23 protein-coding genes are annotated in these 24970 nt (G+C 61.3%); 2 read left to right on the top strand and 21 right to left on the bottom strand.

Features of this window, described 5'->3' with window-relative positions; translation table 11 throughout:
* Positions 1–14: 14 nt before the first annotated feature.
* From GOQ25_RS02420 to GOQ25_RS02365, 12 genes are all read right to left on the bottom strand, one after another.
* On the bottom strand, positions 15–1085 hold the full coding sequence (locus GOQ25_RS02420; protein WP_160348851.1) for an AbrB family transcriptional regulator: 1071 nt from the start codon (positions 1083–1085) through the stop codon (positions 15–17).
* 7 nt (positions 1086–1092) lie between these two features.
* Positions 1093–2409 (bottom strand): amidase, encoded by a 1317-nt coding sequence (locus tag GOQ25_RS02415; protein ID WP_160348850.1) that lies wholly within the window; start codon positions 2407–2409, stop codon positions 1093–1095.
* A gap of 45 nt (positions 2410–2454) precedes the next feature.
* Positions 2455–3765, bottom strand: coding sequence for an amidase (locus GOQ25_RS02410; protein WP_160348849.1), 1311 nt, complete (start codon positions 3763–3765; stop codon positions 2455–2457).
* Between the two features lie 11 nt (positions 3766–3776).
* Positions 3777–3977, bottom strand: coding sequence for a hypothetical protein (locus GOQ25_RS02405; protein ID WP_160348848.1), 201 nt, complete (start codon positions 3975–3977; stop codon positions 3777–3779).
* Between the two features lie 46 nt (positions 3978–4023).
* Positions 4024–5430: an amidase gene (locus GOQ25_RS02400; protein ID WP_160348847.1), complete on the bottom strand. Its 1407-nt coding sequence runs from the start codon at positions 5428–5430 to the stop codon at positions 4024–4026.
* A gap of 42 nt (positions 5431–5472) precedes the next feature.
* Positions 5473–6501: an ABC transporter ATP-binding protein gene (locus GOQ25_RS02395; RefSeq protein ID WP_160348846.1), complete on the bottom strand. Its 1029-nt coding sequence runs from the start codon at positions 6499–6501 to the stop codon at positions 5473–5475.
* Positions 6498–7508 carry an ABC transporter ATP-binding protein gene (locus tag GOQ25_RS02390; protein ID WP_236844466.1) on the bottom strand — a complete coding sequence of 337 codons (1011 nt, stop codon included), beginning with the start codon at positions 7506–7508 and terminating at the stop codon, positions 6498–6500. Before GOQ25_RS02390 ends, GOQ25_RS02395 begins: the two co-directional genes overlap by 4 nt.
* A gap of 124 nt (positions 7509–7632) precedes the next feature.
* Positions 7633–8529: an ABC transporter permease gene (locus GOQ25_RS02385; RefSeq protein WP_160348845.1), complete on the bottom strand. Its 897-nt coding sequence runs from the start codon at positions 8527–8529 to the stop codon at positions 7633–7635.
* A 12-nt stretch (positions 8530–8541) separates the two neighbouring features.
* Complete coding sequence (locus tag GOQ25_RS02380; RefSeq protein WP_160348844.1) at positions 8542–9465, bottom strand: ABC transporter permease; 924 nt, start codon at positions 9463–9465, stop codon at positions 8542–8544.
* A gap of 18 nt (positions 9466–9483) precedes the next feature.
* Positions 9484–11085 carry an ABC transporter substrate-binding protein gene (locus tag GOQ25_RS02375; protein ID WP_236844458.1) on the bottom strand — a complete coding sequence of 534 codons (1602 nt, stop codon included), beginning with the start codon at positions 11083–11085 and terminating at the stop codon, positions 9484–9486.
* A 97-nt stretch (positions 11086–11182) separates the two neighbouring features.
* Entirely contained in the window at positions 11183–12628 is a 1446-nt protein-coding gene (locus GOQ25_RS02370; protein ID WP_160348843.1) for an amidase, read from the bottom strand.
* Positions 12625–12858: a hypothetical protein gene (locus GOQ25_RS02365; protein WP_160348842.1), complete on the bottom strand. Its 234-nt coding sequence runs from the start codon at positions 12856–12858 to the stop codon at positions 12625–12627. Before GOQ25_RS02365 ends, GOQ25_RS02370 begins: the two co-directional genes overlap by 4 nt.
* Before the next feature lie 234 nt (positions 12859–13092).
* Between GOQ25_RS02365 and GOQ25_RS02360 the strand changes: the two genes are divergently transcribed.
* Positions 13093–13803: a TetR family transcriptional regulator gene (locus GOQ25_RS02360; RefSeq protein ID WP_160348841.1), complete on the top strand. Its 711-nt coding sequence runs from the start codon at positions 13093–13095 to the stop codon at positions 13801–13803.
* A gap of 40 nt (positions 13804–13843) precedes the next feature.
* Here GOQ25_RS02360 and GOQ25_RS02355 read toward each other — a convergent pair whose 3' ends face one another.
* Genes GOQ25_RS02355 through GOQ25_RS02340 form a run of 4 tightly spaced genes read right to left on the bottom strand, consistent with a single transcriptional unit; the run spans position 13844 to position 17809 of the window.
* A complete protein-coding gene (locus GOQ25_RS02355) occupies positions 13844–15211 on the bottom strand; it encodes an LLM class flavin-dependent oxidoreductase (protein ID WP_160348840.1) in 1368 nt (455 codons plus the stop codon).
* A 10-nt stretch (positions 15212–15221) separates the two neighbouring features.
* Positions 15222–15950 (bottom strand): ABC transporter ATP-binding protein, encoded by a 729-nt coding sequence (locus GOQ25_RS02350; RefSeq protein ID WP_160348839.1) that lies wholly within the window; start codon positions 15948–15950, stop codon positions 15222–15224.
* Positions 15947–16804, bottom strand: coding sequence for an ABC transporter permease (locus GOQ25_RS02345; RefSeq protein ID WP_160348838.1), 858 nt, complete (start codon positions 16802–16804; stop codon positions 15947–15949). The genes GOQ25_RS02350 and GOQ25_RS02345 overlap by 4 nt, the downstream gene beginning before the upstream one ends.
* 30 nt (positions 16805–16834) lie before the next feature.
* Positions 16835–17809, bottom strand: coding sequence for an ABC transporter substrate-binding protein (locus GOQ25_RS02340; RefSeq protein WP_160348837.1), 975 nt, complete (start codon positions 17807–17809; stop codon positions 16835–16837).
* A gap of 412 nt (positions 17810–18221) precedes the next feature.
* Between GOQ25_RS02340 and GOQ25_RS02335 the strand changes: the two genes are divergently transcribed.
* Positions 18222–19268 (top strand): Ldh family oxidoreductase, encoded by a 1047-nt coding sequence (locus GOQ25_RS02335; RefSeq protein WP_160348836.1) that lies wholly within the window; start codon positions 18222–18224, stop codon positions 19266–19268.
* 69 nt (positions 19269–19337) lie between these two features.
* Here GOQ25_RS02335 and GOQ25_RS02330 read toward each other — a convergent pair whose 3' ends face one another.
* From GOQ25_RS02330 to GOQ25_RS02310, 5 genes are all read right to left on the bottom strand, one after another.
* Positions 19338–20057 (bottom strand): cysteine hydrolase family protein, encoded by a 720-nt coding sequence (locus GOQ25_RS02330; protein WP_202109296.1) that lies wholly within the window; start codon positions 20055–20057, stop codon positions 19338–19340.
* A gap of 21 nt (positions 20058–20078) precedes the next feature.
* The gene (locus GOQ25_RS02325; protein WP_160348835.1) at positions 20079–21737 is read right to left on the bottom strand and encodes an amidase; all 1659 of its coding nucleotides are present in this window, start codon (positions 21735–21737) and stop codon (positions 20079–20081) included.
* A gap of 45 nt (positions 21738–21782) precedes the next feature.
* Complete coding sequence (locus GOQ25_RS02320) at positions 21783–22775, bottom strand: tripartite tricarboxylate transporter substrate binding protein (RefSeq protein WP_160348834.1); 993 nt, start codon at positions 22773–22775, stop codon at positions 21783–21785.
* Between the two features lie 76 nt (positions 22776–22851).
* Positions 22852–24033: a CaiB/BaiF CoA-transferase family protein gene (locus tag GOQ25_RS02315; protein WP_160348833.1), complete on the bottom strand. Its 1182-nt coding sequence runs from the start codon at positions 24031–24033 to the stop codon at positions 22852–22854.
* A 69-nt stretch (positions 24034–24102) separates the two neighbouring features.
* Complete coding sequence (locus GOQ25_RS02310; protein WP_160348832.1) at positions 24103–24969, bottom strand: CoA ester lyase; 867 nt, start codon at positions 24967–24969, stop codon at positions 24103–24105.
* Between the last annotated feature and the right edge of the window lies 1 nt (position 24970).

The following is a 24970-nucleotide window of genomic DNA, read 5'->3' as shown; positions in this document are numbered from 1 at the left end:
TCGGTCTGCCGTGTTCATTTCAAGGGCGCACCACGCGCCAGCCAGCGCCCCAGGAACGGGCCGACCAGCACGACGGCAAATAGCCGCAGCGTCTGAAAAGCCACCACAAAGGGCATATCCGCGTTGGCTTCCAGCGCCAGCACCGCCACGGAATCCAGCCCTCCAGGGCTGGTGGCGAGGTAGGCCGTCAACATGCTGACAGGGGCCAATAGCGTCAGCAGCCAGGCCGCCAGCGTACATAGCAGCAGTAGCGCGACGATCCCCAGCAATATTGTGGGCAATGCGCGCAGCATGGGGGCGATGAGGTCGCGCTTGAAGCGCAAGCCAATCGACCATCCCAGGGTTGCCAGCGCCAGCACCACCACGCCATGCGGCATGGCCAGCGTCATCACGCCACTGATCTGCAGCGCGCCACCGACCACAATGGGTAGCAGCAGCGCTCCGGCCGGTACCCGGCTGGCCCAGCCCAGCCAGCTGGCGGCGACGGCGATCAGGATCGTGCAGATCTGCGTGCTGGCACTCACCGATGGCTGCGCCTTTGCGGCGGCCAGCATGGCGATCTGCCCGCCTGGCGCTCCCTCCGTGACGGCGTAGTGAGACACCGCGGTGGCCGCCAGGATCACGATCATCACGCGCAGATACTGCATCACCGCGACCATGCGCGGGTCGCCGCCGAATGCAGCCGACATGGTCACCATCGCCGCTGCCGCGCCCGGTAGCGATCCCCACGCGCCCGTACTGCCAGGCATGGTCCCGGTACGCGTCAGCACCCAGCCCGTGGCGGTCGCGCCTACCAGCGTTAGCACCACGGCCGCCGCCATCGCGCCGAAATGGGCGGCGACGCCATCCAGCACGCTCGCTTCGAGCATCGAGGCTATCATGCAGCCCAACACGCCCTGCGCGAGGACGAAGGCACGTCCAGATATCCCGATACGCGTGCCGCTCATGCCCATGGCGATGCCGGCCAGCATGGGGCCCACCAAGGCACCGGCGCCAATGCCGGCATGCACGATGGGCCACCCCACGGCGACCGACAGCACGAGCAACAAGCTCCAGTGGGTGAGATGACGGGCGCGATTTAGCATGGCGGCACTATATCTCGATCGTACCCAAGGTATTGTTCTCATGGATCGCTGGCGCGCAGGCATGGGCGATCTGCAATAGCTGCAGGTCGCTGAACCGCGGCCCGATGAGCTGCACGCCAAGCGGCAGATTCTTGGGGCTCTTGCCGACCGGAATTCCGACGCACGGCACATGCAGCAAGGTCCACATGGCGTTAAATACCGGGTTGCCTGAAGACGTATAGCCCTCAGGAGGCTCGCCCGTGCACGACGGCGTAAGCACGACGTCCAGATCCGCGCCAAACAGCCCGTCAAAGGCGCGCCGGCACTCGGCCGCCAGATCATAGGCGGCGACCAGCTTTTGCGGCGTGATCTCGCGCGCATTGTTCACGATGTCGAGAAAGTGCTTATGCAGCAGGCCGCGTTTCGGGCCCAGTAATTCGGGCAGGAAAGCCGCACGCCCCTCTCCGAACATCACCGAATGCTGGGCGTCGTCCAGGCCGTTGAAGGGCTCGGGCAAGACGAGCTCGGTCACGATGGCGCCCGCGGCTTCCAGCCGGCGAGCGGCAGTCATCAGCGCAGCGCGTGCGTAGCCATCGGCCTGATCCCAAGCCGGCGCGCGGCACAGGCCGACCTTCAGCCCTTTGAGCGCCACCGGTTGCGCCAGATCGCGGCCCAGCAACTGAAAGGCATCGGCCACCAACTGCAAGTCTTCCACGCAGCGGCCATACCAGCCAATGGTGTCCAACGTGGCGGAATAGAGTTTGGCGCCTTCGCGGCTCACGGCACCATGCGTTGGCTTGATGCCATAGATGCCGTTGTAGGCGGCCGGTCGGATATGCGAGCCGCCTGTCTGGGTGCCGAAGGCGAGTTGCACTTGCTTATCGCCCACAGCGGCGCCCGAGCCGGACGACGAGCCGCCGGGCGTATGGGCGAGGTTATGGGGATTGCGCGTGGCGGCCATGCGTCCACCCGAGGCGAACTCCACCGTGTCGGTCTTGCCCACCACCAGCGCGCCACTGTGTCGAACCACAGCGACGCAGGCGGCATCTTGGCCACTTTGATGGCCTTCGTATAAGGCCGAGTTCTGCTGCGTGGGCATGTCATAGGTTTCGATCACGTCCTTCACGCCGAAGGTCAGCCCATGCAACGGACTGAGCGGGGGCGTCTTGTCGAGTTCCCGCGCACGCCGGATGACACGGTCTTCATCGACATAGCTCCAGGCCTTCACGATGGGGTCGCGCTCGGCGATGCGGGCCAGGGTGGAACGCGCGAGTTCTTCGCAAGACAGTTCTTTAGCGGCAATCAGGGCGGAAGCTTCGGTGGCCGTCAGTTCGTAGGGTTGCATGCTGATTCCTTATCAGTCGGACAGGCGATGAGTGAAGGCGGTGCATCAAGAAAGCGTTATTGCGGCATTGCTGTCGAGCGCGGGCGCGCAGGCGCGCGCGATCTCCAACAGTCGGGCATCGCTGGTTCGCGGCCCGACGAGTTGCACGCCCAGAGGCAGATTGCGCGGACTGCGGCCCACGGGCATGGCAACGCATGGTACATGCAATAGCGTCCACATGATATTGAAGGTGTAGTTGCCAGTAGAAGTAAATCCTTCCGGGGCTTCGCCAGGAGACGCTGGTGTCAGCACCACATCGATCTCGTCGTCGAACAAAGCGTCGAATTGCCGCCGGCACGCCGCCGCCAGATCATAGGCGGCGGCAAGACCTTGGGGCGTGATGCCGCGCGCGTTGGCCGCGATATCGCGGAAATGACTGCCCAGCATGTGAGCTTTCGGGCCCAGGGTTTCGGAAAGAAACGCGGCTCGGCCTTCCCCATACAACACGGTTTCGTGCGCGTTCGGCAGGTCGTTAAACGGCGCGGGCAAAGTCAGCTCCTTCACAATCGCGCCGGCCGACTCCAGCTGGAATGCGGTTTGCATCAGGGCAGCCTGCGCATACGGATCGGCGGCCGACCAGGAAGCGGTCATACATAGTCCGACACGCAATCCCTTTAGCGGGACCGGCATGCGTTGCGACATGCCCGGCAGCGCGAACGCCTCGGCCACCAACGCCAGATCATCGGCCGAGCGCCCATACCAGCCGATGGTGTCGAGCGAATGCGCGTATAGCTTGGCGCCCTCGCGGCTGACCACACCGTGCGTTGGCTTGATGCCATAGATACCGTTAAACGCCGCGGGGCGAATGTGAGACCCGGCCGTTTGTGTGCCGAACGCCAGCTGAACCTGATGGTCCGCCACGGCGGCGGCCGATCCGGACGAGGTTCCGCCTGGCGTGTGCGCCAGGTTGCTGGGATTGCGCGTGGCTGGCATGCGGCCACCGGCGGCGAACTCGACCGTTTCGGTCTTGCCCACCACCAGTGCACCGCTATGGCGTACGACCGCCACGCAGGCGGCGTCTTGCCCGCTTCGATGGTCGACATAAAGCGATGAGTTCTGCTGCGTGGGCATATCGGCCGTCTGAATCACGTCCTTGATGCCAAAGGTCAAGCCGTGCAGCGGGCTGACGGGCGCGGTCTTGTCGAGTTCTCGCGCGCGGCGCAGCACGCGGTCTTCGTCGATATAGGTCCAAGCTCGGACGATAGGGTCGCGTTCGGCGATGCGGGCCAGGGTGGAGCGCGCCAGTTCCTCGCATGACAGGTCGCGGCTGGCGATGAGCCGGGCGGCTTCGCTGGCGCTGAGCTCATAAGGTTCCATGGTGACGCCCCTTATTCTTTCGGCATAGCGAACGTCAACGCGGGCTCGTGATCCTTGCTCGGCATGCGGGGGATACCCATGCCAGTCGCGGAAACGGTCGTGGATAGCTCGTGCATGCGCAACAGCTGCGGTTCGGACAGCGTCAAGCCGAAACGTCGGCAATACGCCTTGACGTCATCGAGGGTCCATTGGGCTAAAGGTTCGGCATTCATGATGGTTGGATCTCAGGAAGTGCTGCGATAGGGGGGCGCGAGGAGCTTAAAGCGCGGGACGGCGGCTGCGCCAGTCGGTGGCGCGTTCGTACGCACGCGCCACCTTGTACACGGTGCTTTCATCAAAATAACGGCCGACGATCTGCGCATTCGTGGGCAGCCCTTGTTCATCAAAACCCGTGCAGACCGACATGCCAGGATGCCCTGACAAGTTAAACGGCGGCATCGCTGTATCGGAGGTGAACGCCTTGACTTTGTCGGGGTCGGCAAAAGGAGGGGCGACGTGAAAGGCGCCGGGCAGCACCAGCGCGTCGACGCTATGGACCAGGGCATCCAGCGACTTTGTCAGTTCGCGGCGTCGCCGTTGCGCGGCGACATAGTCGACCGCGCGCGTCATGAAGCCGGACATCATTTTTTCGCGTAACGCCTGGCCCATCTCGGCATTGCGCTGCATGAAGTCCTTTTCATGGATCGATAGCGATTCGGTCCAGTTAATGACGGCCCCGGTCTGACGGTACTCGGCAATCGCCGAAGGCAGGGTGACTTCGACAATACGTGCGCCTTCGCGATGCAGGACCTCGATCATGGCTTCCATTGCCGACCGGTTGCTGGCATCGAGCAAGTTGTTGGCCTCGCCCAGATCGCGCACCACGCCAATCGTCATCCCGCGTATGCCCGCGTCTAGCCCCGCTACGAAGTCCGGCACCTCCGCGTGCGCGCTGCCCGGATCTTGGGGGTCATAGCCGGACATGGCGCGCAGCAGCAGAGCGCTATCTTCCACTGTCCAGGTCAGCGGCCCGGCGACGTCCAACGAATAGCAGTTTGGCAAAATGCCATGGCGGCTGACGCGGCCATAGGTGGGCTTCATGCCTTGCAATCCGCATGCGGCCGCGGGCAGGCGCACCGACCCGCCGGTGTCCGAACCCAGCGCCATCATCGCCGTACCCGCGGCAACCGAGGCGCCCGCACCGGTGGAAGAACCGCCGGTGAAGTGATCCACATTCCATGGGTTGCGTGCGGGCTCGAAGGGCAAGTCGAAGTACACGCCGCCATTGCCCGTCCCGTATTCCCAGGTATTGAGCTTGCCGAGCAGGATCGCGCCGGCCGCCTGCAGTTTGTCGATGGTGGTCGCGTTGTACTCGGGCACATGATCCATCAGCACGCGCGAGGCCCCGCACGTACGTACGCCCTGCGTGTAATAGTTGTCTTTCACCGCAAAAGGCAGCCCATGCAAGGGGCCTTTCCAACGGCCGGCCTGGATATCGGCCTCGGCCTGCCGGGCGGCCGCGCGCGCGGCGTCTGCCATCACCAGTAGATAACTATGGATTTTGTCGTCCACCGCCTCGATGCGTGCCAGATAGGCCTCGGTGAGTTCGACCGGAGACAGCTTGCGCGACTGAATGAGGCGGCTAGCTTCGCCCGCCGAGAGGAAGTACAGCTCGTTAGCAATCATGGAAAGGTAGCGCTCCGTAAAGTGAAACCTCGTCCGTGGGCGTCAGGCCGCGGGCGACAGGACCGACTCGGTGGCCACGCGGGTGGCGAGATCGGCGGGAAAAATGCAACGTGATTGATGGCCGGCATTGCCGAGCAGGGGAGGCACACCGATGTCGCACGCCGGGGTGTGCCGCGGGCATCGTGGCGCAAACGTGCAGCCGGGCGGCAACGCGGTCAGATCGGGCGGCGCACCGGGGATCGAGGCCAGGTCCTGATCGCGCAGGCTTTCCGAGACGGTCGAGTTCAACAGGCCTTGCGTATACGGATGGGCAGGGCGATCCATGATGTCCGTGATCGAGCCCGTCTCCACAAAGCGGCCTGCGTACATGACGGCCACCTGGTCCGCGACTTCGCACGCGACGCCCAGGTCATGCGTGACAAAGATAGTGGCCATGCCCAGCTCGCGCTGTAGTTCGCGCAACAACAGCAGCACCTGAATCTGCACGGTGGCATCCAGCGCGGTCGTCGGTTCGTCGGCAAGCAATAGCTTGGGCCGGCACGATAGCGCCAGCGCGATCATGGCGCGTTGACGCAAGCCACCCGACAATTCATGGGGATAGGCCGCCAGCCGACGCTTTGCCGAAGGCACCTGGACCAGCTCCAGCAGTTCCAACGCGCGGCGCATCGCATCGGCTTGGCTTATGCCCTCATGCTCGCGGACCGTCTCGCTGATCTGTTGCCCGATGGTGTAGACCGGATCCAGCGCGGTCAGCGGCTCTTGAAAGATCATCGAAATCAAGGGGCCGCGTATCCGACTGAGCTGATTGCGCGGCAGGTTGAGAACATCGATGCCGCCGACTTCGATCCTGCCGCCAAGTTGCGCGGTGGGGGGCAAGAGTCGCATCAGCGAGCGCATGGTGACGCTCTTGCCCGAACCCGATTCGCCTAACAGGCAAAGTACTTCGCCTTGTTGTAGCGAGAACGACACGCCATTGACCACGGGGACATTCATATCGCGCGAGATGAATCGCACGGACAGATCTTGGACCGTTGCCAAGGGAGCGGAAGTGTTTTGCGGGATTGAGGTCATTGCAGCGCTCCGCTAACAGGATGACTGGCCAGACCAGGCTCATAGGTCAAGGGAAAGTGGCAGGCCGCGACATGGGACACATCGCTGGGTGCAGAGGCCAGCGCGGGCGCTTCTTGCGCGCACAGCGGTTGCGCCTGCGGGCAGCGGGTGCGAAAGCGGCAGCCGCTGGGGGGATTGATTGGGTTTGGCGGGTCTCCTGTCAATGGCGCAATCTCAATACGCTTACGCGGATCCATCGACGGACGCGAGGACAGCAGCGCGCGGGTGTAGGGATGTCGTGCCGCGGTATAGATCGCATCAACCGGTCCCGACTCCACGACCTGACCGAGATACATCACCAACACCCGATCGCTGATATAGCGCACCACATTGAGGTCGTGCGAGATAAAGATATAGGTCAACCCCAGTTCCCGCTTCAGTTTGCGCAATAGATTAAGCACCTGCGCTTCGACGGATTTATCCAGGGCCGATACGGATTCATCGAGGATCAGTACACGTGGCGCCATGGCCAAGGCACGGGCGATGTTTACGCGCTGGCGTTGCCCGCCGGATAGTTCATGAGGATATCGGTTCGCGAAGTTCGAGGGGTCCATGCCCACCATGTCTAGCAACGAGTCGCTGCGTGCACGCGCCTGCGCACGCGACAGTCCCGTTACGCGCGGACCATAGGCCACGCTTTCTCGGATGGTTAATCGCGGATTGAGCGATGCGTAGCTGTCTTGAAACACCATCTGCATATTGCGCCGCATGTCGCTCACGCTCATGCCGCGAATCGCGTTGACTTCCTCCCCATCGAAAATCAGCGATCCCGCATCCGGTTGAATCAAGTGCATCAAGAGCCGCGCGGTCGTTGACTTCCCACAGCCAGACTCGCCCACAATGCCTAGTGTTTCGCCTTTCGCCACGGTAAAGTCCACCCCGTCCACCGCGCGCACGACGGACCGCTCGCCGCCAAACGACTGGGCGCCGATATCGAAGTGCTTTTTCAGGCCCCGCACGATCAGCATGGGCTGCGCCGGGCCGCCTCGATCGCGCAGTTCGCTATAGCCGCTATCCAACGGTTCGTCTTCGGTCTTGACCACAGATTGAGCCATGAACGCAGCAGGTCGCGTATAGATCATCGTTCTCTCCTTAAGCCTTGACGTCCATGGCGTTGCGCAAGCCGTCGCTCATCAAGCTAAAGCACATCGACGTGATGAAAATCATGATGCCGGGCAAAATGGCAGTGACAGGAGCCACATAAATGGCCTGGCGCAAGGTGTTGAGCATGAGCCCCCAATCAGCATTCGGCGGGGTCACGCCCAATCCCAGAAAGCTCAACCCCGATGCGATCACGATGCTGACGCTGATGAGGCTTGAGGCATAGACCAGGATGGGCCCGAGCACGTTGGACAGCACATGGTTGAACAGGATGCTTAACGTCGATGCGCCGGTGGCTCGGGCGGCCTCGACATAGTCCTCATTACGCACGCGTGTTGTGACGCTCTCGGCGATACGGGCCACGGCGGGGACGAAAACCAGCGTTAGCGACACAATGCTGTTGAGCTGTCCGGCGCCCAGTACGCCGGAGATCGCCACCGCCAGCAATACGGACGGAAAGGCATAGAACACATCGATACACCGCATGATCACCATGTTCCATCGCCCGCCCAGAAAGCCCGCGATGATGCCCAGCGAACCGCCTATCAGCGTGGCCAGCACCACGGGGACGAAACCCGTGAACAGTGACGAACGTCCGCCATAGATGAGGCGCGACAACATATCCCGCCCGAGTTCGTCCGTGCCTAACAGATGCCCTTGAAAACCGAATGGCTTTAGCCGGCGCACCATGCTTTGCTTGAACGGATCGTCCAGCCCGAGCCAGGGGGCGAAGATCGCGGCCAGCACGATAATCAAGAGAATGCCGGCGCAGGCTAGCGTGACGGGATCGCGCGTCAACCGGCGTCCCACGGTTTGCCAGAATCCTTTACTGGGGCGGCGGAACCCCGAGGCCGGGATCATGCCCGCCGTAGCGACTGCTGTGCTCATGAGTCAGCTTCCTCAATGACGTTTTACGCGGGGATCAAACAGCATCTGCAAAATATCGACGAGCAGATTCATCATGACGAACAACATGGCGAGCACCAGAATCGTGCCCTGCAGAACCGGCAGATCGCGCGAGAAGATCGCGGCATTCATCAAGAACCCGGTGCCCGGCCACGCGAACACGGTCTCGACGAGGATGGAGCCGCCCAGCATCTGCGCGAACTGCAGGCCCATCACGGCCAGTACCGTCGGCGCTACGTTCTTGACCACGTGACGCAGCACCTTGGCGTCCGACAGACCCTTGGCGTACAAGGTCTGGATGAATTCCTGTTTGCGTATCTCGATCACCGAAGCCCGCACCGAGCGCGCAATAATCCCCATGGGAATCACCGCGAGCGCGATGGCTGGCAAGATAATGTGCGACCAGTCCGGCGGGCCCATGCCAGAGGCTGGCAGCCAGTTCAAGCCGACCGAGAACACCACCACCAGCACCATCCCCAGCCAGTAATGCGGGATGGACACGCCCGCGATGGCCACGCTGGTGATCGCACTATCCACGACCCGCGAACGTGCATACCCCGCAATTGCTCCCAGGCTGCTACCCACGATGAACGCCAGCGCGATCCCCGCCATCGCCAGAATCATCGAATTGACGAGGGCGGGGCCGAGCTCCTGTGTCACGGGTCGACCGGTCTTGATGGACTTGCCCAGATCGCCGACCATCACTCGGCCCAGCCATTTCAGATACTGCACGGGCAAGGGTTGATCCGCGCCGTAATCGGCCTTGATCTGGGCAATCGCCTCGGCCGACGCGCCCTCGGGAATGATCGAATCGATGGGGTCGCCCGGTGCGAGCTGCACCAGGGCGAAACACACGATAGACACGCCGAGCGCGATCGGCAGTGCATACAGCAGACGACGCAGGACATAGCGCAGCATGGCTTGGGCCCTCGATGATTACTCGACCGACACAGGCGTCAGGTCCTGGAACCAGCTTTGTGCTTGCACAAAGCCCTTTACCTTGGGACTCATGGCGCGGGGGTTGAGGTCATGCACGACCCAGATCCACATGGCCTGGTCCACCATACGCTCATGCAGTTTGGCGAGGATCTGGTCCTGTTTGGCGGGATCGAACTCGTTGAACGCCGCCTCGACCAGCTTGTCGGCTTCGGGGTCCGAGAATCCGCCCCAGTTGTAGCCTTTGGGCGGGCGTTGCGTGGAGCCGGATGTCCCCATCAGCCCGATGAACGGATCCCAATAACCAAAGCTATTGTTGATCCCATGTATGCCTTTGTTCACCGGGTCATCGGAGCCCGCGCGCCGTTGCGAGCGCAGCGTTTCCCATTCGAGTACGACGAATTCCACGTCAAAGCCCACGGCCTTCAGGTTTTCCTGGATGAACTCATTCATGGGCAGCGGCTGCATCTGGCCCGAGCCCGCGGTCGAGATCGCGAACTTGACTTTCAATGGGCGGTCGGGCCCATAGCCGGCCTCCTTCATCAACGCCAAGGCTTGCTCCGGGTCATACTTGATTTTGAAGTTGGGATTGCCGAACCAAGGATGATTGGGGTCGACCGCGCCTTGCGCGGGCATCGCCGTTCCTGCCAGGAATTCCACCAGCCCTTCACGGTCGATGGCGAGGTTGGCGGCCTTACGGATGCGCAAATCTCGGAAGGGTGAATCCGGCGAATAGCTCAGCTGATAGGGCCAAATATGCGGATAAATGTTGGTGACGATATTCATGCCCGCCGATTTCAGACGCGGAATGGTGTCCGGCGGCGGCGCTTCGATCCAATCTACTTGCCCGGATAACAAGGACGCCACTCGCGTGTTGGGATCGGGCATGGTGTAGACCACCAGGCGATCTGTCTTGGGAACGCGGGCGGGATCCCAGTAGTTCGGGTTACGCACCATCTCGATACGTTCGCGTGGCACCAGTTTGTCCATCATCCACGGGCCCGTGCCGGAAGGCTTGTTGGCAAATTTGGTCCAATCCTGCCCGACTTCCTTGAACCGCTCGGGGCTACTGATCATCACCCCGGCCATCATGTAGGGAAACACCGAATCCGCCTCTTTGGTGACGATCTCGACGGTCATCGGGTCCACCACGCGATAGGAGGCGACATTGAGCACATATTGGCTAGCCTGCGCGGCCTGGGCCTGATCGAATTGCACCGCGTCACGCTTGAGGACTTTGTCCAGGTTCCACACGACGGCTTGCGCATCGAAGGCTGAGCCATCATGGAACTTCACCCCAGGGCGTAGTTTGAACGTCCACACCTTATGTGGCTCTGGATCCGATTCCCAACTCAACGCGAGACCCGGCGCCAATTTGGCGGGCGCGTCGGCGCGTGACAGATCCCAGCGCACCAGCGGATCGTATAGCGTATAACCCACAAAGCGCTGGCCTTCGGCGCCCTGGCTCGGCTGCCCCGTGGTCAGCGGAACATCGGCGGTGGTCGATGCCACGCGCAACACTGACTCGGCATGCGAACCCGCCATCGGCAGGGCCATGACAAGCGCCGCGCATACGGAAAGGGTAAAGCGTTTGATCTTCAAGGTGGTTCTCCTGTGATCGGATCAGAAGGGCAATACTTTCCCAAGGCGCATGCGTGATGCGCCTGACCTGTAGCGAAGAAGGAATCAATACGTGGGTTTAAGCGGCTCGCGCCTGCTGTCGTGCTTGTTCAGCCTCACGCGCCAACCCCTGCACATTCGGGCGCCGTTGTCGCCACGGCGTGGCCTTCTCGTACGCATCGCCCGCGCGCAGCACGGTCGCTTCGTCAAAGAGGCGGCCCACAATTTGCAGCGACAGCGGCATCCCGTCGCCATCAAATCCATTGCATACGGACAATGCCGGATTCCCGGACACGTTGAACGGCGCGGTATAGCTCAGCGATTCGAATAGCGACTCGGGGTTGCCTTCCTGCAGCAGGCCAGCGGGCTCATTGCAAGGCAACACCAACAGATCGACTTCGCGCAACACGTGTTGCGTGGCTGCCGTCAGGCGCGCTCGCATGCGCGTGGCCTGTACGTAGTCTTCCGCCCGCAGCAGCGCGCCGCCCATGATGCGATAGCGCAGGCTGCTGCCTAATAGATCCGGCCGCGAGCGTAACGTGGCTTGATGAATGGAGAACAGTTCCGTCATCGCGATGACGCGCTTGCTGTCGTTGAACTCGATGAGGGGCGGCAAGGTCACCGTACGCACGGTCGCGCCCAGGTCCTGCATCACGGCGAGTGCGTCTTGCAATGCCTGACGATTCGGCGTGCTGATCGGCGCTTCTTCATCGATCCATTGCCATGGTACGCCGACGACCAACCCGGCGAGGTCACCGCAAAGCGCGTCCCGATAGTCGGCGGGCACAGGCTCGCGCGCACTGCCGGGGTCTTGTGCGTCATAGCCCGAGATGAGGTTCATCAAAATCGCGAGATCTTCGCTGGTCCAGGCCAGCGGCCCGACGTGGTCGTGGCTAAAGCAGTTGGGCAGCACGCCGCGACGACTGACGCGACCATACGTGGGCTTGATGCCCGCGATACCGCAGGCGGCCGCGGGTTGACGTATCGAGCCGCCCGTATCCGAACCAATAGTGGCCAGACAAAGCCCTGCCGCCACCGCGGCGGCCGAACCCGATGAAGATCCGGCGGGATGACGGGAGGTATTCCAGGGGTTATGCGCGGGCGGACCGAGTACGTCCCACGACGGGCCGCCGTGGGCGAATTCCCACGTCGTGGTCTTGCCCAGCAGCACGCCGCCCGCCGCAGCCAGTGCGGTTTGCACCTGACAATCCGTGGCAGGCACATGATCGGCCAGCGAGCGCGATTGCCCGGTCGTCCGGATGCCAGCCGTCTCGAAAATGTCCTTGAGCGTATAAGGAATCCCATGCATCGCGCTGCGCGGGCCATCACGCATGATCTGCGTTTCGGCCTCGCGGGCTTGCTGCAAAGCCAGATCCGGTGTCGGCGTGAGGAAACTGTGCAGTGCATCATCCACGGCGGCCTGGCGGTCCAGGCAAGCCTGCGTGAGCTCGACGGGGGAAAGTGCCTTGTTGGCGATCAGATCGCTGGCCTCGGCGATCGTGAGAAAAGTCAGGTCGCTGCTCATCGCGTTTCCCCCGATAGCTCGAAGGCGCGGGGATCAAACCGATGGGCGGGTTCTTCATCGTATCGGTAATCCCGATGAACCCTTGCGCTCATGCGTTTCACGAAGCGATATGCGTCGCGCAGTTCAGACAGGTACGGCTCGGTCAGCTCGAAATCCGCTTGCGCGAGCAAGACGGATAAACGATCCTGTCCAATCCGCTCTGTCTCGGAAGACGAGAGGAATTCAGACATGCTAGCCCCTTGTGCTGCCCGCGCGGCCGGTGGTCCGGCTCATCCATCAGGCAACTGTTGTGTGCACTGCCAAATTCAAACTGTTGTTTAATGCTATCCGCGTTTTGTGCGTTGCACAAACTAGGGTTTGTACTGAAATTGTGAGAAATTTGGGCACAAACCACCTGGGACTGCGCTTTTGATCTCTGTTTATACTGATCGGATAAAACAACTGATTTAATCGTGGAGCGGCTCGTGACCACAGTTGCGGTAATGCATACCTCTCGGGAGGACCCCGCTGGCTTGCCGGCCGCCGAGCGTATCTTGCTGGCGGCCAAGGAACTCGTCGCGCGTAAAGGTCCGTTCGCCACCACCGTACGCGATATTTGCGAGGTGTCGAACGCCAATGTGGCGGCCGTGAACTATTACTTCGGCTCCAAGGACGCATTGGTGCGGCAGGTGCTGCTGGCAATCCTCGAGCCGGTCAACATCGAGCGCAGCAACCTGCTGCAGGCGGCGCGCGAACGGTATGACAAGTTGCCGATACCCGTGCCCGTCATTCTCGACGCGTTGTTGCGCCCGCTAGTGCAAGCAGAACGATCCGCCGATGGCGGCCGACTGTTTCTCCGTATCGAGAACCATCTGCGCGCCATTCCCGACAGCGAGTACACCCTGTTTGTCGGCGAGCAATTGAACCATTATGCACAGATCTTTTTAGATGCGATGGCCGAGGCGCTGCCGCAATTCACGCGAGCGGAACTCATCTGGCGATACGAGTTCGTACGGGGCTCGGCTTTGCATCTGCTGTCGAACTGCGATCCGTTGTCGCAGAAGTTTCGCGTGCTCAAGCATGCGGGCGGCATGATCAATGTGCATAACGATGAGCTCGTGCTGCGCGAATTGATTCTGAGCGCGATGCTCGGTTTGAGCGCGCCGGCTGCGTGGACGGATCAGGATGTGAAATAGAACATGCGCCGTACGCACGGCGCATGTTTTTAATTGATAGTCAGGCGGCTGCGAGATCCTCGGCAGTCTGTGCATCGCGTTGTGATCCGCTATGCACCGGTCCCAACCCAAAGTGCGACCGCAGCGTATCGCCTTCATACTCGCTGCGGAAAACCCCTCGTTTGCGCAATAGCGGCACGACTTCCCACGTGAACAATTCAAATTGACTGTGCAAGATCGGCGGCATCACGTTAAAGCCATCGGCTGCGCCCGTCTCGTACCAGTCGACAATAATGTCTGCGATCTCTTCCGGCGTCCCGGTAGCAGTAAAGTGGCCGCGTGCACCGGCCAGCCGTTTCAACAGTTGGCGCAGCGTCAGCCCTTCGCGCAACACCATATCCACGTAGCCCACTACACGGCTTTTGGATGCTTCCACTGCATTGGGGTCGGGGAAGTCCGTGCGAGTGAGCTTGCGATCTAGCGGGATGCCGGAGAAATCGTGTCCGCCAAAGCGATTCGACAAGCGTGTCAATCCCACCTCGGGGCTAGTGAGATCATTCAGCTCTTCCCACACCTGCTCAGCTTCATAACGTGTGGAACCGATAGCCGTGCTAATGCCGGGCAGGATGAGTATGTCTTCGGGTCTGCGCCCCAAAGCGGACGCCTGCGATTTGATGTCGCGATAGAAACCCTGTGCCGATTCCTTGTTCGTATGTGCGGTGAAAATCGCCTCGGCCCAGCGCGCGGCGAATGCGCGGCCGGTGTCGGATTGCCCTGCCTGGATATACACCGGCCGTCCCTGCGGGCTGCCCGCGATATTCAAGGGCCCACGCGTGCGCAGATACTCGCCTTCGAAATCGACGGGTTGAATCAACGACGCATCGTGGTAGACGCCATTGGCGCGATCATCCAACACGGCGCGCGCAGGGTAGCTGTGCCACAGTCGGTCCACCGCTTGGAGAAACTCCTCGGCAATACGGTAGCGTTCCCCATGCTCGACATCCTGTGCCAATCCATAGTTTGCGCCAGCCTGCGGCGCCCAGGACGTCACGATATTCCATCCGGCGCGGCCTCTGGATATATGGTCGAGGGACGCGAACTGGCGCGCCAGCGTGTAGGGATGACTATACGTCGTCGAAACGGTGCCGATCAGCCCTATGCGCTCGGTCGACGCGGCCAGCGCGGATAACAGCGTTAAAGGCTCCAGTCCATTGGACGGCGCACTGCGGGCACCCGTCACGGCCACCAGCGAATCGGCGAGGAACACCGCATCGAACTTTGCTTCTTCGGCAATGCGCGCGGACTTGGCGTACAGCTGCAAATCCGTCAGCGCGAGCGCGGACGCGTCGGGGTGACGCCATGCGCTTTCGTGATGGCCGCGCGACATCAGAAAAAGGTTAAGGTGCAGTTGTCGTTTCTGGCGAGTCATGGCGTACCTGTTAAATGACGGCGGTTTCGACACCCAGGCTGCGCAGCAGGGTCAAGCGCAAATGGGCGAAATTGGATTGATGAGGCTGACGAGGATGCGACAGCGTGATTTGGTGGTCTTCTTGGATGCGCCCGTCCTTTAGCACCAGGATGCGGTCGGCCAGCAGCAGTGCCTCTTCCACATCGTGGGTGACCAGGATGACCGTGGGCCGGCGTTGTTCGACGAGTTCAAACAGCAGGGCCTGCATACGCAGTCGCGTCAAGGCATCCAGCGCGCCGAAGGGCTCGTCGGCCAGCAGCAGCTCGGGCTCACGCAATAGCGAACGCGCCAACGCCGCACGTTGCTTTTGCCCGCCAGACAGTGTGTTGGGCCACACATCGGCCTTATCGCCCAGCCCCACGGCTTGCAGCATGCGTGGCACCGCCACGAGGCTATCGGTACGCCGCAATCCCAGGCTCAGGTTGTCGCCCACGCTCAGCCAAGGTAGGAGGCGTGCGTCCTGAAACAGCACGGATACGTTGTCCGGCGCGCTGATGGTTCCTGATCGCACCGCGTCCTGATCCAGCCCGGCGAGCGCGCGCAGCAAGGTCGTCTTGCCCGAGCCAGACTCGCCCAGCAACGCGACAAACTGCCCCGGCTCGATGCGCAGCGAAACCCGATCGAGAATCGTGTTGCCATTGAATGCGCGCGACACATCGCGCAGCACTACGGGCGTGCGAGAAAGTTGTTGTGCGTTCACGATCCTAGGGTCTTCCGATAAGAGAGTACGCGGGACTCGATAAGCCGCACGACCGCATCCGAGGCCAGGCCGAGCGCGGCATACACGATGATCCCCACGACGATGATGTCGGTTTGTCCCCAGTCGCGGGCGCGATTCATGAGATAGCCGATGCCGGTTTGTGTGTTGATCAGTTCCAGCACCACCAACGCCGTCCAGCATAGGGCCACGGCCAGACGCAGCGCGACAAAGAAACCCGGCAGTGCCGCGGGCAGCGCGACCTTGCGGATGAACTCGCCACGCGTCAGGCCCAGCGTCATGGCGAGCTCTACATGTCCCATGTCGATGCCGCGCAATGCCGCATGCGTATTGATATAGATCGGCACCAGTACGGCCGTGAAAATCAGCGAAACCTTCATCGCCTCGCCAATGCCAAGCCAGATGATCGCCAGCGGAATCAGAGCCAGCGTCGGAATCGCGCGTTTAACCTGCACAATCCCGTCGATAAGCGCCTCGCCCGTACGTGTCAGGCCAGAGAGCAGCGCCAGCACGACGCCCACGATCACGCCCAGCGCGAGGCCCATATAAGCGCGCGCGGCCGAAGCGAGAAAGTGCGCCGACAGCGTGCCATCGGCGAGCATTTCGTACCCCGTGACCAACGCGGTGGAAGGCGCGGTCAGGGTTTCCGGCGCCAGTAGGCCAAGGCGCGAGGCGAGCTCCCATATGGCAAGCAACAGCAAGGGCCCGAGCAATCTCCAACCCGGCGGCAAACGTGCCGGCACCAGATTGGAGGGCCGAGGCCTTGGCTGGGCTTGCACGCTACGTGGAGTGGCAGACGATGCAAGGGGGAGTTCGCCGACTAAGGTCTGTGCCATGTTGGTTTCCTTCTAGCAATAGCAGTGGCTTTAACGCGAAGCCGTGATGGTGTCGTCGTAGGTGTCCACAAACGATAGTCGCGCGTCGAAGCGCTCCTTGATGGCGCCGGCCTGATACAAAATATCGATGAGCTTCTGATGATGAGGAATGGCTTCCTCCGAGGTCTGTAGCACCAGCGGCGATTGGGACGCCAAAATGGTCTGCGTATCGTCAGGCGAGATGCGCTGGAACTTTATGTAGTAATGTTTGCCCCATTCCGCTTGGTTCGCATTGCTCCAGGTGGCGGCGCGTGTGAACGCAGCAATGAACTCGCGTAAAGCCGCTGATTTTGCGGGGTCGGCCAGCACATCCGGGCGGGCGTAGAAATAGCTCGTCGAAGGCAAGATGTTGCGCTCTTGCGGATCACGCACAGGTGAGGCGCCGACCTGTTTCGCCAGGCGGGTCACATGCGGCTCTTGCAGCACCGCTACATCCACCGCGCCGGATCGGATCGCATCGGGCAGATCGGCGACGCGCAGATGAACCAGCTCGACGTCGGATAACCCCAGCCCCGCGCGATTAAGCGCCTCGATCAGATAGACCTGGCGGCCCGAGCCTTCGATATAGCTGAGCTTCTTGCCCTTTAAATCGGCGAGCTTGTCGATGGTCAGCCCTGGGCGCGTCGTGAGGATGTACTGTGCGCGATCGCGCGTGAAGCTGGCCACGATAGGCAGTAATGTCCCGGCGGCGCGTGCTTGTATCGGGGGTGTATCGCCCACATAGGCGGCATCGAGCGCGCCCGCGCGTATGGCTTCATAAATCGCCGGGCCGCCAGCGAAGTTCGGCAGCTCCAGATTTAATTTATCGCGTTCGCCACTGGCTTGCAGTAGATTGCGCACCAGTTCGCTTTGATCCGCGATGACAAGCTTGGTGCCGGCAGGTGTGTTCTGTGCCCGTGCGCTCGCCCACGGCAGCGCCGATCCGAGTCCGAGTAAAGACAAAGAAAGAAAGTTGCGTCGTATCATTCGCTGCTGAATTCCATGTATCGCCCACGGGGGGCGGTGCAGTAGTGAATGAAATGATAGGAACGCGCGGCGCAAACAACAAAGTTCCATTCGCTATATGTATAAAGGAATATTGTTATGCGCATGGGCCGTCACTACGATGGCGCCTACAGGCTCGGATCGTTTAGTGAAACGAAACCGCGCCGGGCGACGCGGTTGGCGCGAATGCCGCTCTATTCGCGGCAGCTTGCCCGCCTCCCAGGAATATTATTATGGCGCCTTCGTTCTTGGCGGCATGTCGCGCGAGAGATTCGACAAACGCTTCCATACCGAACTGACACGGTCAAAGCAGTGCATCGCCCACCGCGGTACCAAAATCAATACATGAAGTGAAGATGTCCATGCGATCCATGAGTGAACTGGCCATACGCCGTTGTCCCCCGAGGCATTAAAAAGCTTCGCCACCGCAGTCTACGAACGGGCAGGCGTTCCTGCCAACGATGCCGATCTCGCGGCCGATGCCTTGGTACAGGCAGATTTATGGGGACATCAGTCGCATTGGCTGCTACGCCTGGGCTGGTATTACGCCAGGCTGAAATCCGGCGCCATGCGTGGAGTGACGCAACTGGACACGGTGACCGACGCGGCTGCGATGGCGGTCTTGGATGGCAATGATGGCGTCGGACCCGTAGTTGCCCAGCGCGCCACGGAAGTAGCAGTGCGCCGCGCCCGCGCGCATGGCGTGGGAGTGGTCTCCGTGCGCCATTCCAACCATTTCGGCACCTGCATGTATTTCACCCGCTGGGGTGCGCAACAGGGCTGCGCCATGCTGATGATGAGCAACGGGGGCCCGAACATGGCTCCTTGGGGCGGGCTGCAAAAGAAAATCGGCACGAATCCCTGGTCGCTCGCCGTGCCCGCCGGCCGCCATGCGCCCATGGTCATGGACATTGCCAACTCCGGCGTGGCGCGCGGCAAGATCTATCTTGCGAATAATCGCCAGGAACCCATCCCAGATCATTGGGCGGTGGATGCGCAAGGCAACCCCACCACAGATCCCAAGGCGGCGCTTAAAGGCTTCATCCTGCCCATGGCAGGCCATAAAGGCTATGCGATTGGCGTCATGGTGGATGTGATGTCCGGCGTCCTGTCCGGCAGCGGCTTTCAGGATCAAGTGCATGGCCCCTATGACTCCGTCAATCGCAGTATGGCCGGGCATTTCATCATGGCCATCGATATCGCACGCCTTCAACCCATGGCCGAGTTCAACGAGAGAATGGAGGCATACATCGCCTCGCTCAAAAGCGTGCCCGTGGCGCCGGGTCACGAGAAAGTCTGCTACCCGGGCGAATTGGAGGCCGATGCCAACGAACGCAATCGGCGTGTCGGGCTGCTATTGCCCGCCGATACGCTTAGCGATCTGGCGCGTGTTGGGGCGGAAACGGGCGTGCCCTTTGAGGACTTCTTGAAAGCGATGTAGTGCTCAGGGGCTTGAGCGGTGCGGCAGGCGAGCGACAGATCGCCTGCCTGCCGCTTGCGCAACAGCACCTTAAACGTGGCTGGCACGTCGTTCCCGGCGCTGCCCGATATCACGCAGATAGTCCAATACCTCCTCTACCGATACGACATCAGCAAACTGTCTATCCATGTCGAATAAGCTGATGGCGTGGGAGACAGGAATGCGGTCGAAGACCGCTTCCTGAGGCACAATGGTGCGGAAATTGTAGGAAGAGGCGTCGAACACCGTGGCGCGGATGCAGTTGCTGGTCGCGCCACCGACCACGATGACGGTGTCGATTTGACGGTCGACCAAGTAGCCCAGCAGCGGCGTACCGTGGAACCCGCTGGGTTTTTTCTTGACGAATACGAGATCGCTTGCGCCGGGCGTGAGCTCTGGCGCCAATTGTGCCCCCGGCGTGTCGGCCAAACACCAGTGCGGGCTGTCGAGTAGGTCGCGTTTGCGACCATAGATACCAATATCTTTACCATTCGGGTCAAGCTGAAATAACGTAAAAAAGCAGGGAATGTCGTTCCCCTGTGCCGTTTCGACGACACGTTTAATCTGTTCTAAAGCAGTACGACCGACGGCCCCGCAGCTCGAGGGCCACTCTGAATCTTTACCTTCCTCCCCCACCATATAACGTTGTGCATCGATGACGATGATGGCGGGCCGCTCGCCATAACCCATGCGGCGGGCAAAGCGGCCACGTTCCAACACGGCCCTATCGGTTTCGCCTAAATACTGATCCCAGATCTTCATCGTCATCATCCAATAATCGTTAAACGCGGATCATGCCCGCGACATCTGATGTGCGAACGCCAAGAGACGCGCCTCGCTGAGCGGGCGACCAATCACCTGCGCGCCTACTGGCATGCCATTGCGGTCTAAGCCGATAGGTATGCTGAGCACCGGCACTCCCAAATAGCTGAACGGCCGGGTCAGGCGCGTGATCTGCGGTACGACGCCAAACACAATGCCTTTTTTCTCCATATCGGCCTCGCTGCGCAAGGGCACGGGGATCGGCACGGTCGGGCACAGCAGGATGTCGTGGTCCGCCATGGGTCCGGCGAGGAATTCTTCCAACACGCGTGCTCGCACCAATAACGATTCGAGGTAGCGAACGGCAGAAACATGCAGGCCAGGTTCTGTGCGCGAATACACGGCCTGCGAATAAGCATCCGGTGAGGTGCGCATCCATTGGCCGTGCAGTGTCGCCGCCTCGACCTTGGAAATGATGTCACCCATCGCGTAGCATGCCGCCAGCTGCGGAAAACTGACCTCGCGTACCGATCCGAAACTTCGCTCGGCGCGTTGTACGAAGTCGGTAAACACGGCGGCGATCTCCGGATGGCAGGCGTCTGCCTCGGACAAACCTATGACCGCGATACGGCTTTTCTCCGCGGCGCTATCAAGCAATGCGGAATAGGCCGGTACCGGCGCAGGCAAGGTCGATGGATCCTTTGCATCCCAGCCAGCCACCGCCTCCAGCACGATGGCGCAGTCTTCTGCCGTGCGCGCCAGCGGCCCCGGGCAATCCAGCGAGAAGGCGCGCGGAAAGCAACCAGCGCGAGAAATGCGGCCATAGGTGGGCTTTAAGCCATACAAGCCATGCACCGAGGCCGGCAGACGAATCGATCCACCCGTGTCGCTGCCCAAGGACCCAAACACCGCGCCCGAGGCGACCGCGGCGCCCGAGCCGCTGGACGATCCGCCGGAAATGCGTGAGGGGTCCAGCGCATTGCAGCAGTCGCCAAACGCCGGATTCTGTCCGGTGGGACCTGCCACCATTTCGTTTAGATTGAGTACGCCTAGCGTAATCGCACCGGCCTGATTCAAGCGCTGTATTGCATGCGCGTCGGTTGTTGCGGGCACAGCAGGCCGTGCACGTGACCCGATCGTTGCCGCATGACCTTGGATCTCAAAACAATCCTTGTGCGCCAGAGGGATACCATGCAATGGACCGCCCAGCTCACCGCGTGCGCGCTCGGCATCGGCCGCGTGCGCCTGGGCCATGGCTTTATCCGCCCAAATCTCGATAAACGCATTCAGCGTCGGCTGACACTGCGTTGCGCGCGCCAGCGCCTGTTCGGTCAACTGCACCGCGCTTAGTTCGCCGCTGGCCATCCGACGTGCAGCCTCGGCTAACGACATAGGCTCACCCGCCGGGACATGCGTACGCGAGGCGACCGCTACCGCCTCGTTCGACGTATCCTGTTGCTGCAACAACGATTGCAGAAAGTCCGCAGGCTGGGCATACGGGCTGATGCTGCCGGCGCTCGCACGTACAGCACTGTTCAGCCGGTCCAACTCGGCCGCCAAATCCTCGGGCTCGGTGCGCGACCGGATACCATGCAGCTCTGTAGTCGCCGCCGCGACAAACTGCGCGGCGGTCTCCTTAAACGCGTTCTGCGGTTCGTCGTGCGCGCGCACGGCAGGGGTAGGGCTCATCGTTACTCCTACAAGGCCGAACCTCGCCGGCCCTTATCGTTATTCTTATTCGACGCGGATGCCCGCTGCCTTGGCGGTTTCCGTCCATTGATCTACATCCGAGACCAACAGCTTTTGCAGCTCCTCAGGTGTCGAGGTAGTCGGATTCGCGCCCATGGACTTCAGAAACTGTGCGAACTCCGGCGTTGATACCGCTTTCTTGATCTCTTCATTGAGCCGGTTACGCGCGGTCTGGTCTACGCCCTTGGGCCCGAATACACCCCACCAGACGTTTACGTCATAGTCCAGCCCCGTGGCTTCTTTGACGGTGGGTACGTTGGGGAAATCCGGATTGCGCTGCGCGCTGGTGAAAGCCAGTTTGGGGAGCTGATCGGTCGGCGTGCCGGCGATGGACGCCATAGTGGTGATGATCATGTCCAGGCGTCCCGCCACCAGATCCATTTGCGCGGGCGAAATGCCTTTGTAGCCCACGGTCTGCATTTTCACGCCGGCCTTGTTGGCGAGCAGTTCAGTGGCCATTTGCGAGCTATCGCCCAGCCCTGCGCTGCCGAAATTGATGGCGCCGGGATTGTCCTTCGCGTACTGCAGCAACTCCTGCATATTCTTGGCGGGAAAGTCCTTGCGGGTCAGCACCACAAACGGCGCGCTGGCCACCAGAGACACCGCATCGAAAGCGGTCTTGGCGTCATACGGCGTTTTCTGCACAGCGGCCGAGGTGGCCAGCGAGCCGGAGATAAACAAGAATGTGTAGCCATCTGGTGCTGCCGAGGCGACATAACCCGCGCCCACGACGCCGCCTGCCCCCGCGCGATTCTCGATAATGAACGTCTGCCCTGTGCTCTTGCTGATGCTGTCGGCCAGCTTGCGGGCGATCACATCATTACTGCCGCCGGGCGCGAAAGGAACGACCAGTCGCACAGGGCGCTCCGGCCATTGAGCCGCGGCTGCTGGACTGATGGTGGCGAGGTTAAGTGCGGTGCCCATCGAACCCAACAGCGTCAGGCAGGAGAGGACTTTGAGTGCTGCGCGTCTATACATGGTCATGCACCTTTTTAGTATGTACCTCTGAACGAGGTGAATAAGTGTCCTGTCCCCGGAGCAGGACACATGTCCGCTAAGCCAGCACCCCTTTGTCGGCGATGGCTTTCTCTATTTCGGCCTCGGTGTAGCCCAGCTCGCGCATCAACTCGCGACTGTGTTGACCCAAGCCCGGCGCGCTGCGCAGCTGGCGTCGCGCGCCGGCCTGACCAAACGAAATTGGGTTCGCGATGGTCTTGTATCGACCAAACGCCGGATGCTCGTGCTCGCCGACTAGCCCCTGTTCCTGGACCTGCGCGTCCTCGAAAACATCCTCGACCTTACGCACGACCGAGCAGGGGACCTGATCGCCGAACAAGGCTTCCCATTCCGCGGCGCTCTTCGCTTGCAGGGCCTCGCGCAGCATGGGCACCAGCTCATCGACATGCGCGGCACGCTTTTTCACTGTGTCATAGCGCTCGTTCTCGGCGAGCTCCGATAGCCCGATCAGTTGACAGAGCGCGCGCCAGAAGTGCGGCGTATTGGCGGAGATATATAGATGGCCTTCGCGTGTCGGGTGGATGCCCGTAATGCCGCCCGAGCGCATATCGCGGTTGATATCGCGTGGTTCGTTCTCTGCCACGACCAGGCGCGCCGCCTGCATCGCGAGCGCACTGCTTAGCAAGGATACGCAGACGTGTTGGCCCGCGCCGGTTCGTTCCCTTTGAAACAGCGCGGCGGTGACGCCATTAGCCAACATGGCCGCGCCGTAGTAGTCCACCACCGAGCCATAAACAATCTGTGGCTGCTCAGGTGTGCCTTGCGATGCGCAGATCCCCGTGCGAGCCTGCAGCACCTGGTCATAACCCGCACGGCTGGCCAACGGTCCGCTTTGACCATAGCCAGTGAGCGAGCAATAGACCAGCCGGGGATTCAGTTCGCGCAGCGTGTCATAGTCAATGCGTAAACGCGGCGGCACCGAGGGACGGAAATTGTGCACGATGACATCGGCCTCGCGCGCCAGGCGGATGAATACCTCATAGCCCTGCTCGCTTTTCAGATCCAGGCAGATGCCTTGCTTGCCCCGGTTCACGCCCAGAAACGCCCGGCTTTCGTCGGGCAGGGTGGACGGGTACTTGCGCAAGTTATCGCCTTCCGGTGGCTCGACCTTGATGACCTCCGCGCCCATATCGGCCAGCAGGTTGCAGCCGTAAGGACCAGCGATATAGGCGCTCAGGTCCAGAACCTTGATGCCGGATAAAGGGAAGTCGCCGCTCATGATGTTCGCTTAACTCGCAAGAAGAATCGAAGGGTTTTGGACACCGGCGTGTCTGATAGTGGGGTTTGCTCAGGACGACGTCTGCGCCAAAATGGCGCGCGCGCGGGCGATGAAGGGTTCATCGATCATCTTCCCATCCAGCATATAAGCGCCATTCACGTCGTTTTGCTCTGCCGATTCCACGACCTTGCGCGCCCAATTGACTTCATCCTCCGTCGGGCTGAATACCTCGTTGGCCAGCGCCACTTGGCTGGGATGGATGCAAGTCTTGCCCAGGAATCCGAGCTGCCGGGCGCGCCAGGCTTCTTGACGATAGCCTTCCGCATTGGCGACGTCGGTATAAGCCGTGTCGTAGGCAATCTTGCCTGCCGCGCCCGCCGCGAGGCGCATTGCCATCATGACGGCATGCACGTTCTGCGCATCGTGGCGCGCAATGCCCAACGGCTCAAAGAGATCGCCCAGCCCCAGTTGCAAGCCCCAAACCTTCTCATGAGCTTGCGCGATCGCGGCCGCGTTCAGCATCGCGCGAGCGGTCTCGATATTGGCCAATACGCGCAGCTCAACCTGGGCTTGAGGCGTACTCGCCTGCGCTTCCCGCGACTGCAGCAGGCCGATGAATTGCAGCAGATCGTCGACGGTCTCGGTTTTCGGGATGTTGACGATGTCTACGCCTGGGGCGCAAGCAGCGACGAGATCATTTTCGGTATGGCCGGTGTCCAGCGCGTTGACGCGAACCAGAATGCTCTTGCGGCCTTCCCCGCGCAGATTGCGGAATTCATCGGATGCAAAAAATTTCGCCAGCTCATCGCGCGCGTATTGTTTGCGCGACTCCAGCACGGCGTCTTCCAGATCGAAGCAAATCGCGTCGGCCTGGCTACGCAAGGCTTTGACAAATAACTCGGGACGGGAGGTCGGTACGAATAGTTTGCTACGCATG

Origin of the sequence: Bordetella sp. 15P40C-2, assembly GCF_009763235.1 — a bacterium.
GTDB lineage: Bacteria > Pseudomonadota > Gammaproteobacteria > Burkholderiales > Burkholderiaceae_B > Bordetella_A.
The sequence above is the reverse complement of the archived record's forward strand: the minus strand, read 5'-3'. Positions and strand labels throughout refer to the sequence as shown.

What these genes read in the sequence shown, in the direction of transcription:
- GOQ25_RS02420 (WP_160348851.1), bottom strand. Translation starts at nt 1,085, where the DNA reads ATGCTAAATCGCGCCCGTCATCTCACCCACTGGAGCTTGTTGCTCGTG.
- GOQ25_RS02415 (WP_160348850.1), bottom strand. Translation starts at nt 2,409, where the DNA reads ATGCAACCCTACGAACTGACGGCCACCGAAGCTTCCGCCCTGATTGCC.
- GOQ25_RS02410 (WP_160348849.1), bottom strand. Translation starts at nt 3,765, where the DNA reads ATGGAACCTTATGAGCTCAGCGCCAGCGAAGCCGCCCGGCTCATCGCC.
- GOQ25_RS02405 (WP_160348848.1), bottom strand. Translation starts at nt 3,977, where the DNA reads ATGAATGCCGAACCTTTAGCCCAATGGACCCTCGATGACGTCAAGGCG.
- GOQ25_RS02400 (WP_160348847.1), bottom strand. Translation starts at nt 5,430, where the DNA reads ATGATTGCTAACGAGCTGTACTTCCTCTCGGCGGGCGAAGCTAGCCGC.
- GOQ25_RS02395 (WP_160348846.1), bottom strand. Translation starts at nt 6,501, where the DNA reads ATGACCTCAATCCCGCAAAACACTTCCGCTCCCTTGGCAACGGTCCAA.
- GOQ25_RS02390 (WP_236844466.1), bottom strand. Translation starts at nt 7,508, where the DNA reads ATGCTGATCGTGCGGGGCCTGAAAAAGCACTTCGATATCGGCGCCCAG.
- GOQ25_RS02385 (WP_160348845.1), bottom strand. Translation starts at nt 8,529, where the DNA reads ATGAGCACAGCAGTCGCTACGGCGGGCATGATCCCGGCCTCGGGGTTC.
- GOQ25_RS02380 (WP_160348844.1), bottom strand. Translation starts at nt 9,465, where the DNA reads ATGCTGCGCTATGTCCTGCGTCGTCTGCTGTATGCACTGCCGATCGCG.
- GOQ25_RS02370 (WP_160348843.1), bottom strand. Translation starts at nt 12,628, where the DNA reads ATGAGCAGCGACCTGACTTTTCTCACGATCGCCGAGGCCAGCGATCTG.
- GOQ25_RS02365 (WP_160348842.1), bottom strand. Translation starts at nt 12,858, where the DNA reads ATGTCTGAATTCCTCTCGTCTTCCGAGACAGAGCGGATTGGACAGGAT.
- GOQ25_RS02355 (WP_160348840.1), bottom strand. Translation starts at nt 15,211, where the DNA reads ATGACTCGCCAGAAACGACAACTGCACCTTAACCTTTTTCTGATGTCG.
- GOQ25_RS02345 (WP_160348838.1), bottom strand. Translation starts at nt 16,804, where the DNA reads ATGGCACAGACCTTAGTCGGCGAACTCCCCCTTGCATCGTCTGCCACT.
- GOQ25_RS02340 (WP_160348837.1), bottom strand. Translation starts at nt 17,809, where the DNA reads ATGATACGACGCAACTTTCTTTCTTTGTCTTTACTCGGACTCGGATCG.
- GOQ25_RS02330 (WP_202109296.1), bottom strand. Translation starts at nt 20,057, where the DNA reads ATGATGACGATGAAGATCTGGGATCAGTATTTAGGCGAAACCGATAGG.
- GOQ25_RS02325 (WP_160348835.1), bottom strand. Translation starts at nt 21,737, where the DNA reads ATGAGCCCTACCCCTGCCGTGCGCGCGCACGACGAACCGCAGAACGCG.
- GOQ25_RS02320 (WP_160348834.1), bottom strand. Translation starts at nt 22,775, where the DNA reads ATGTATAGACGCGCAGCACTCAAAGTCCTCTCCTGCCTGACGCTGTTG.
- GOQ25_RS02315 (WP_160348833.1), bottom strand. Translation starts at nt 24,033, where the DNA reads ATGAGCGGCGACTTCCCTTTATCCGGCATCAAGGTTCTGGACCTGAGC.
- GOQ25_RS02310 (WP_160348832.1), bottom strand. Translation starts at nt 24,969, where the DNA reads ATGCGTAGCAAACTATTCGTACCGACCTCCCGTCCCGAGTTATTTGTC.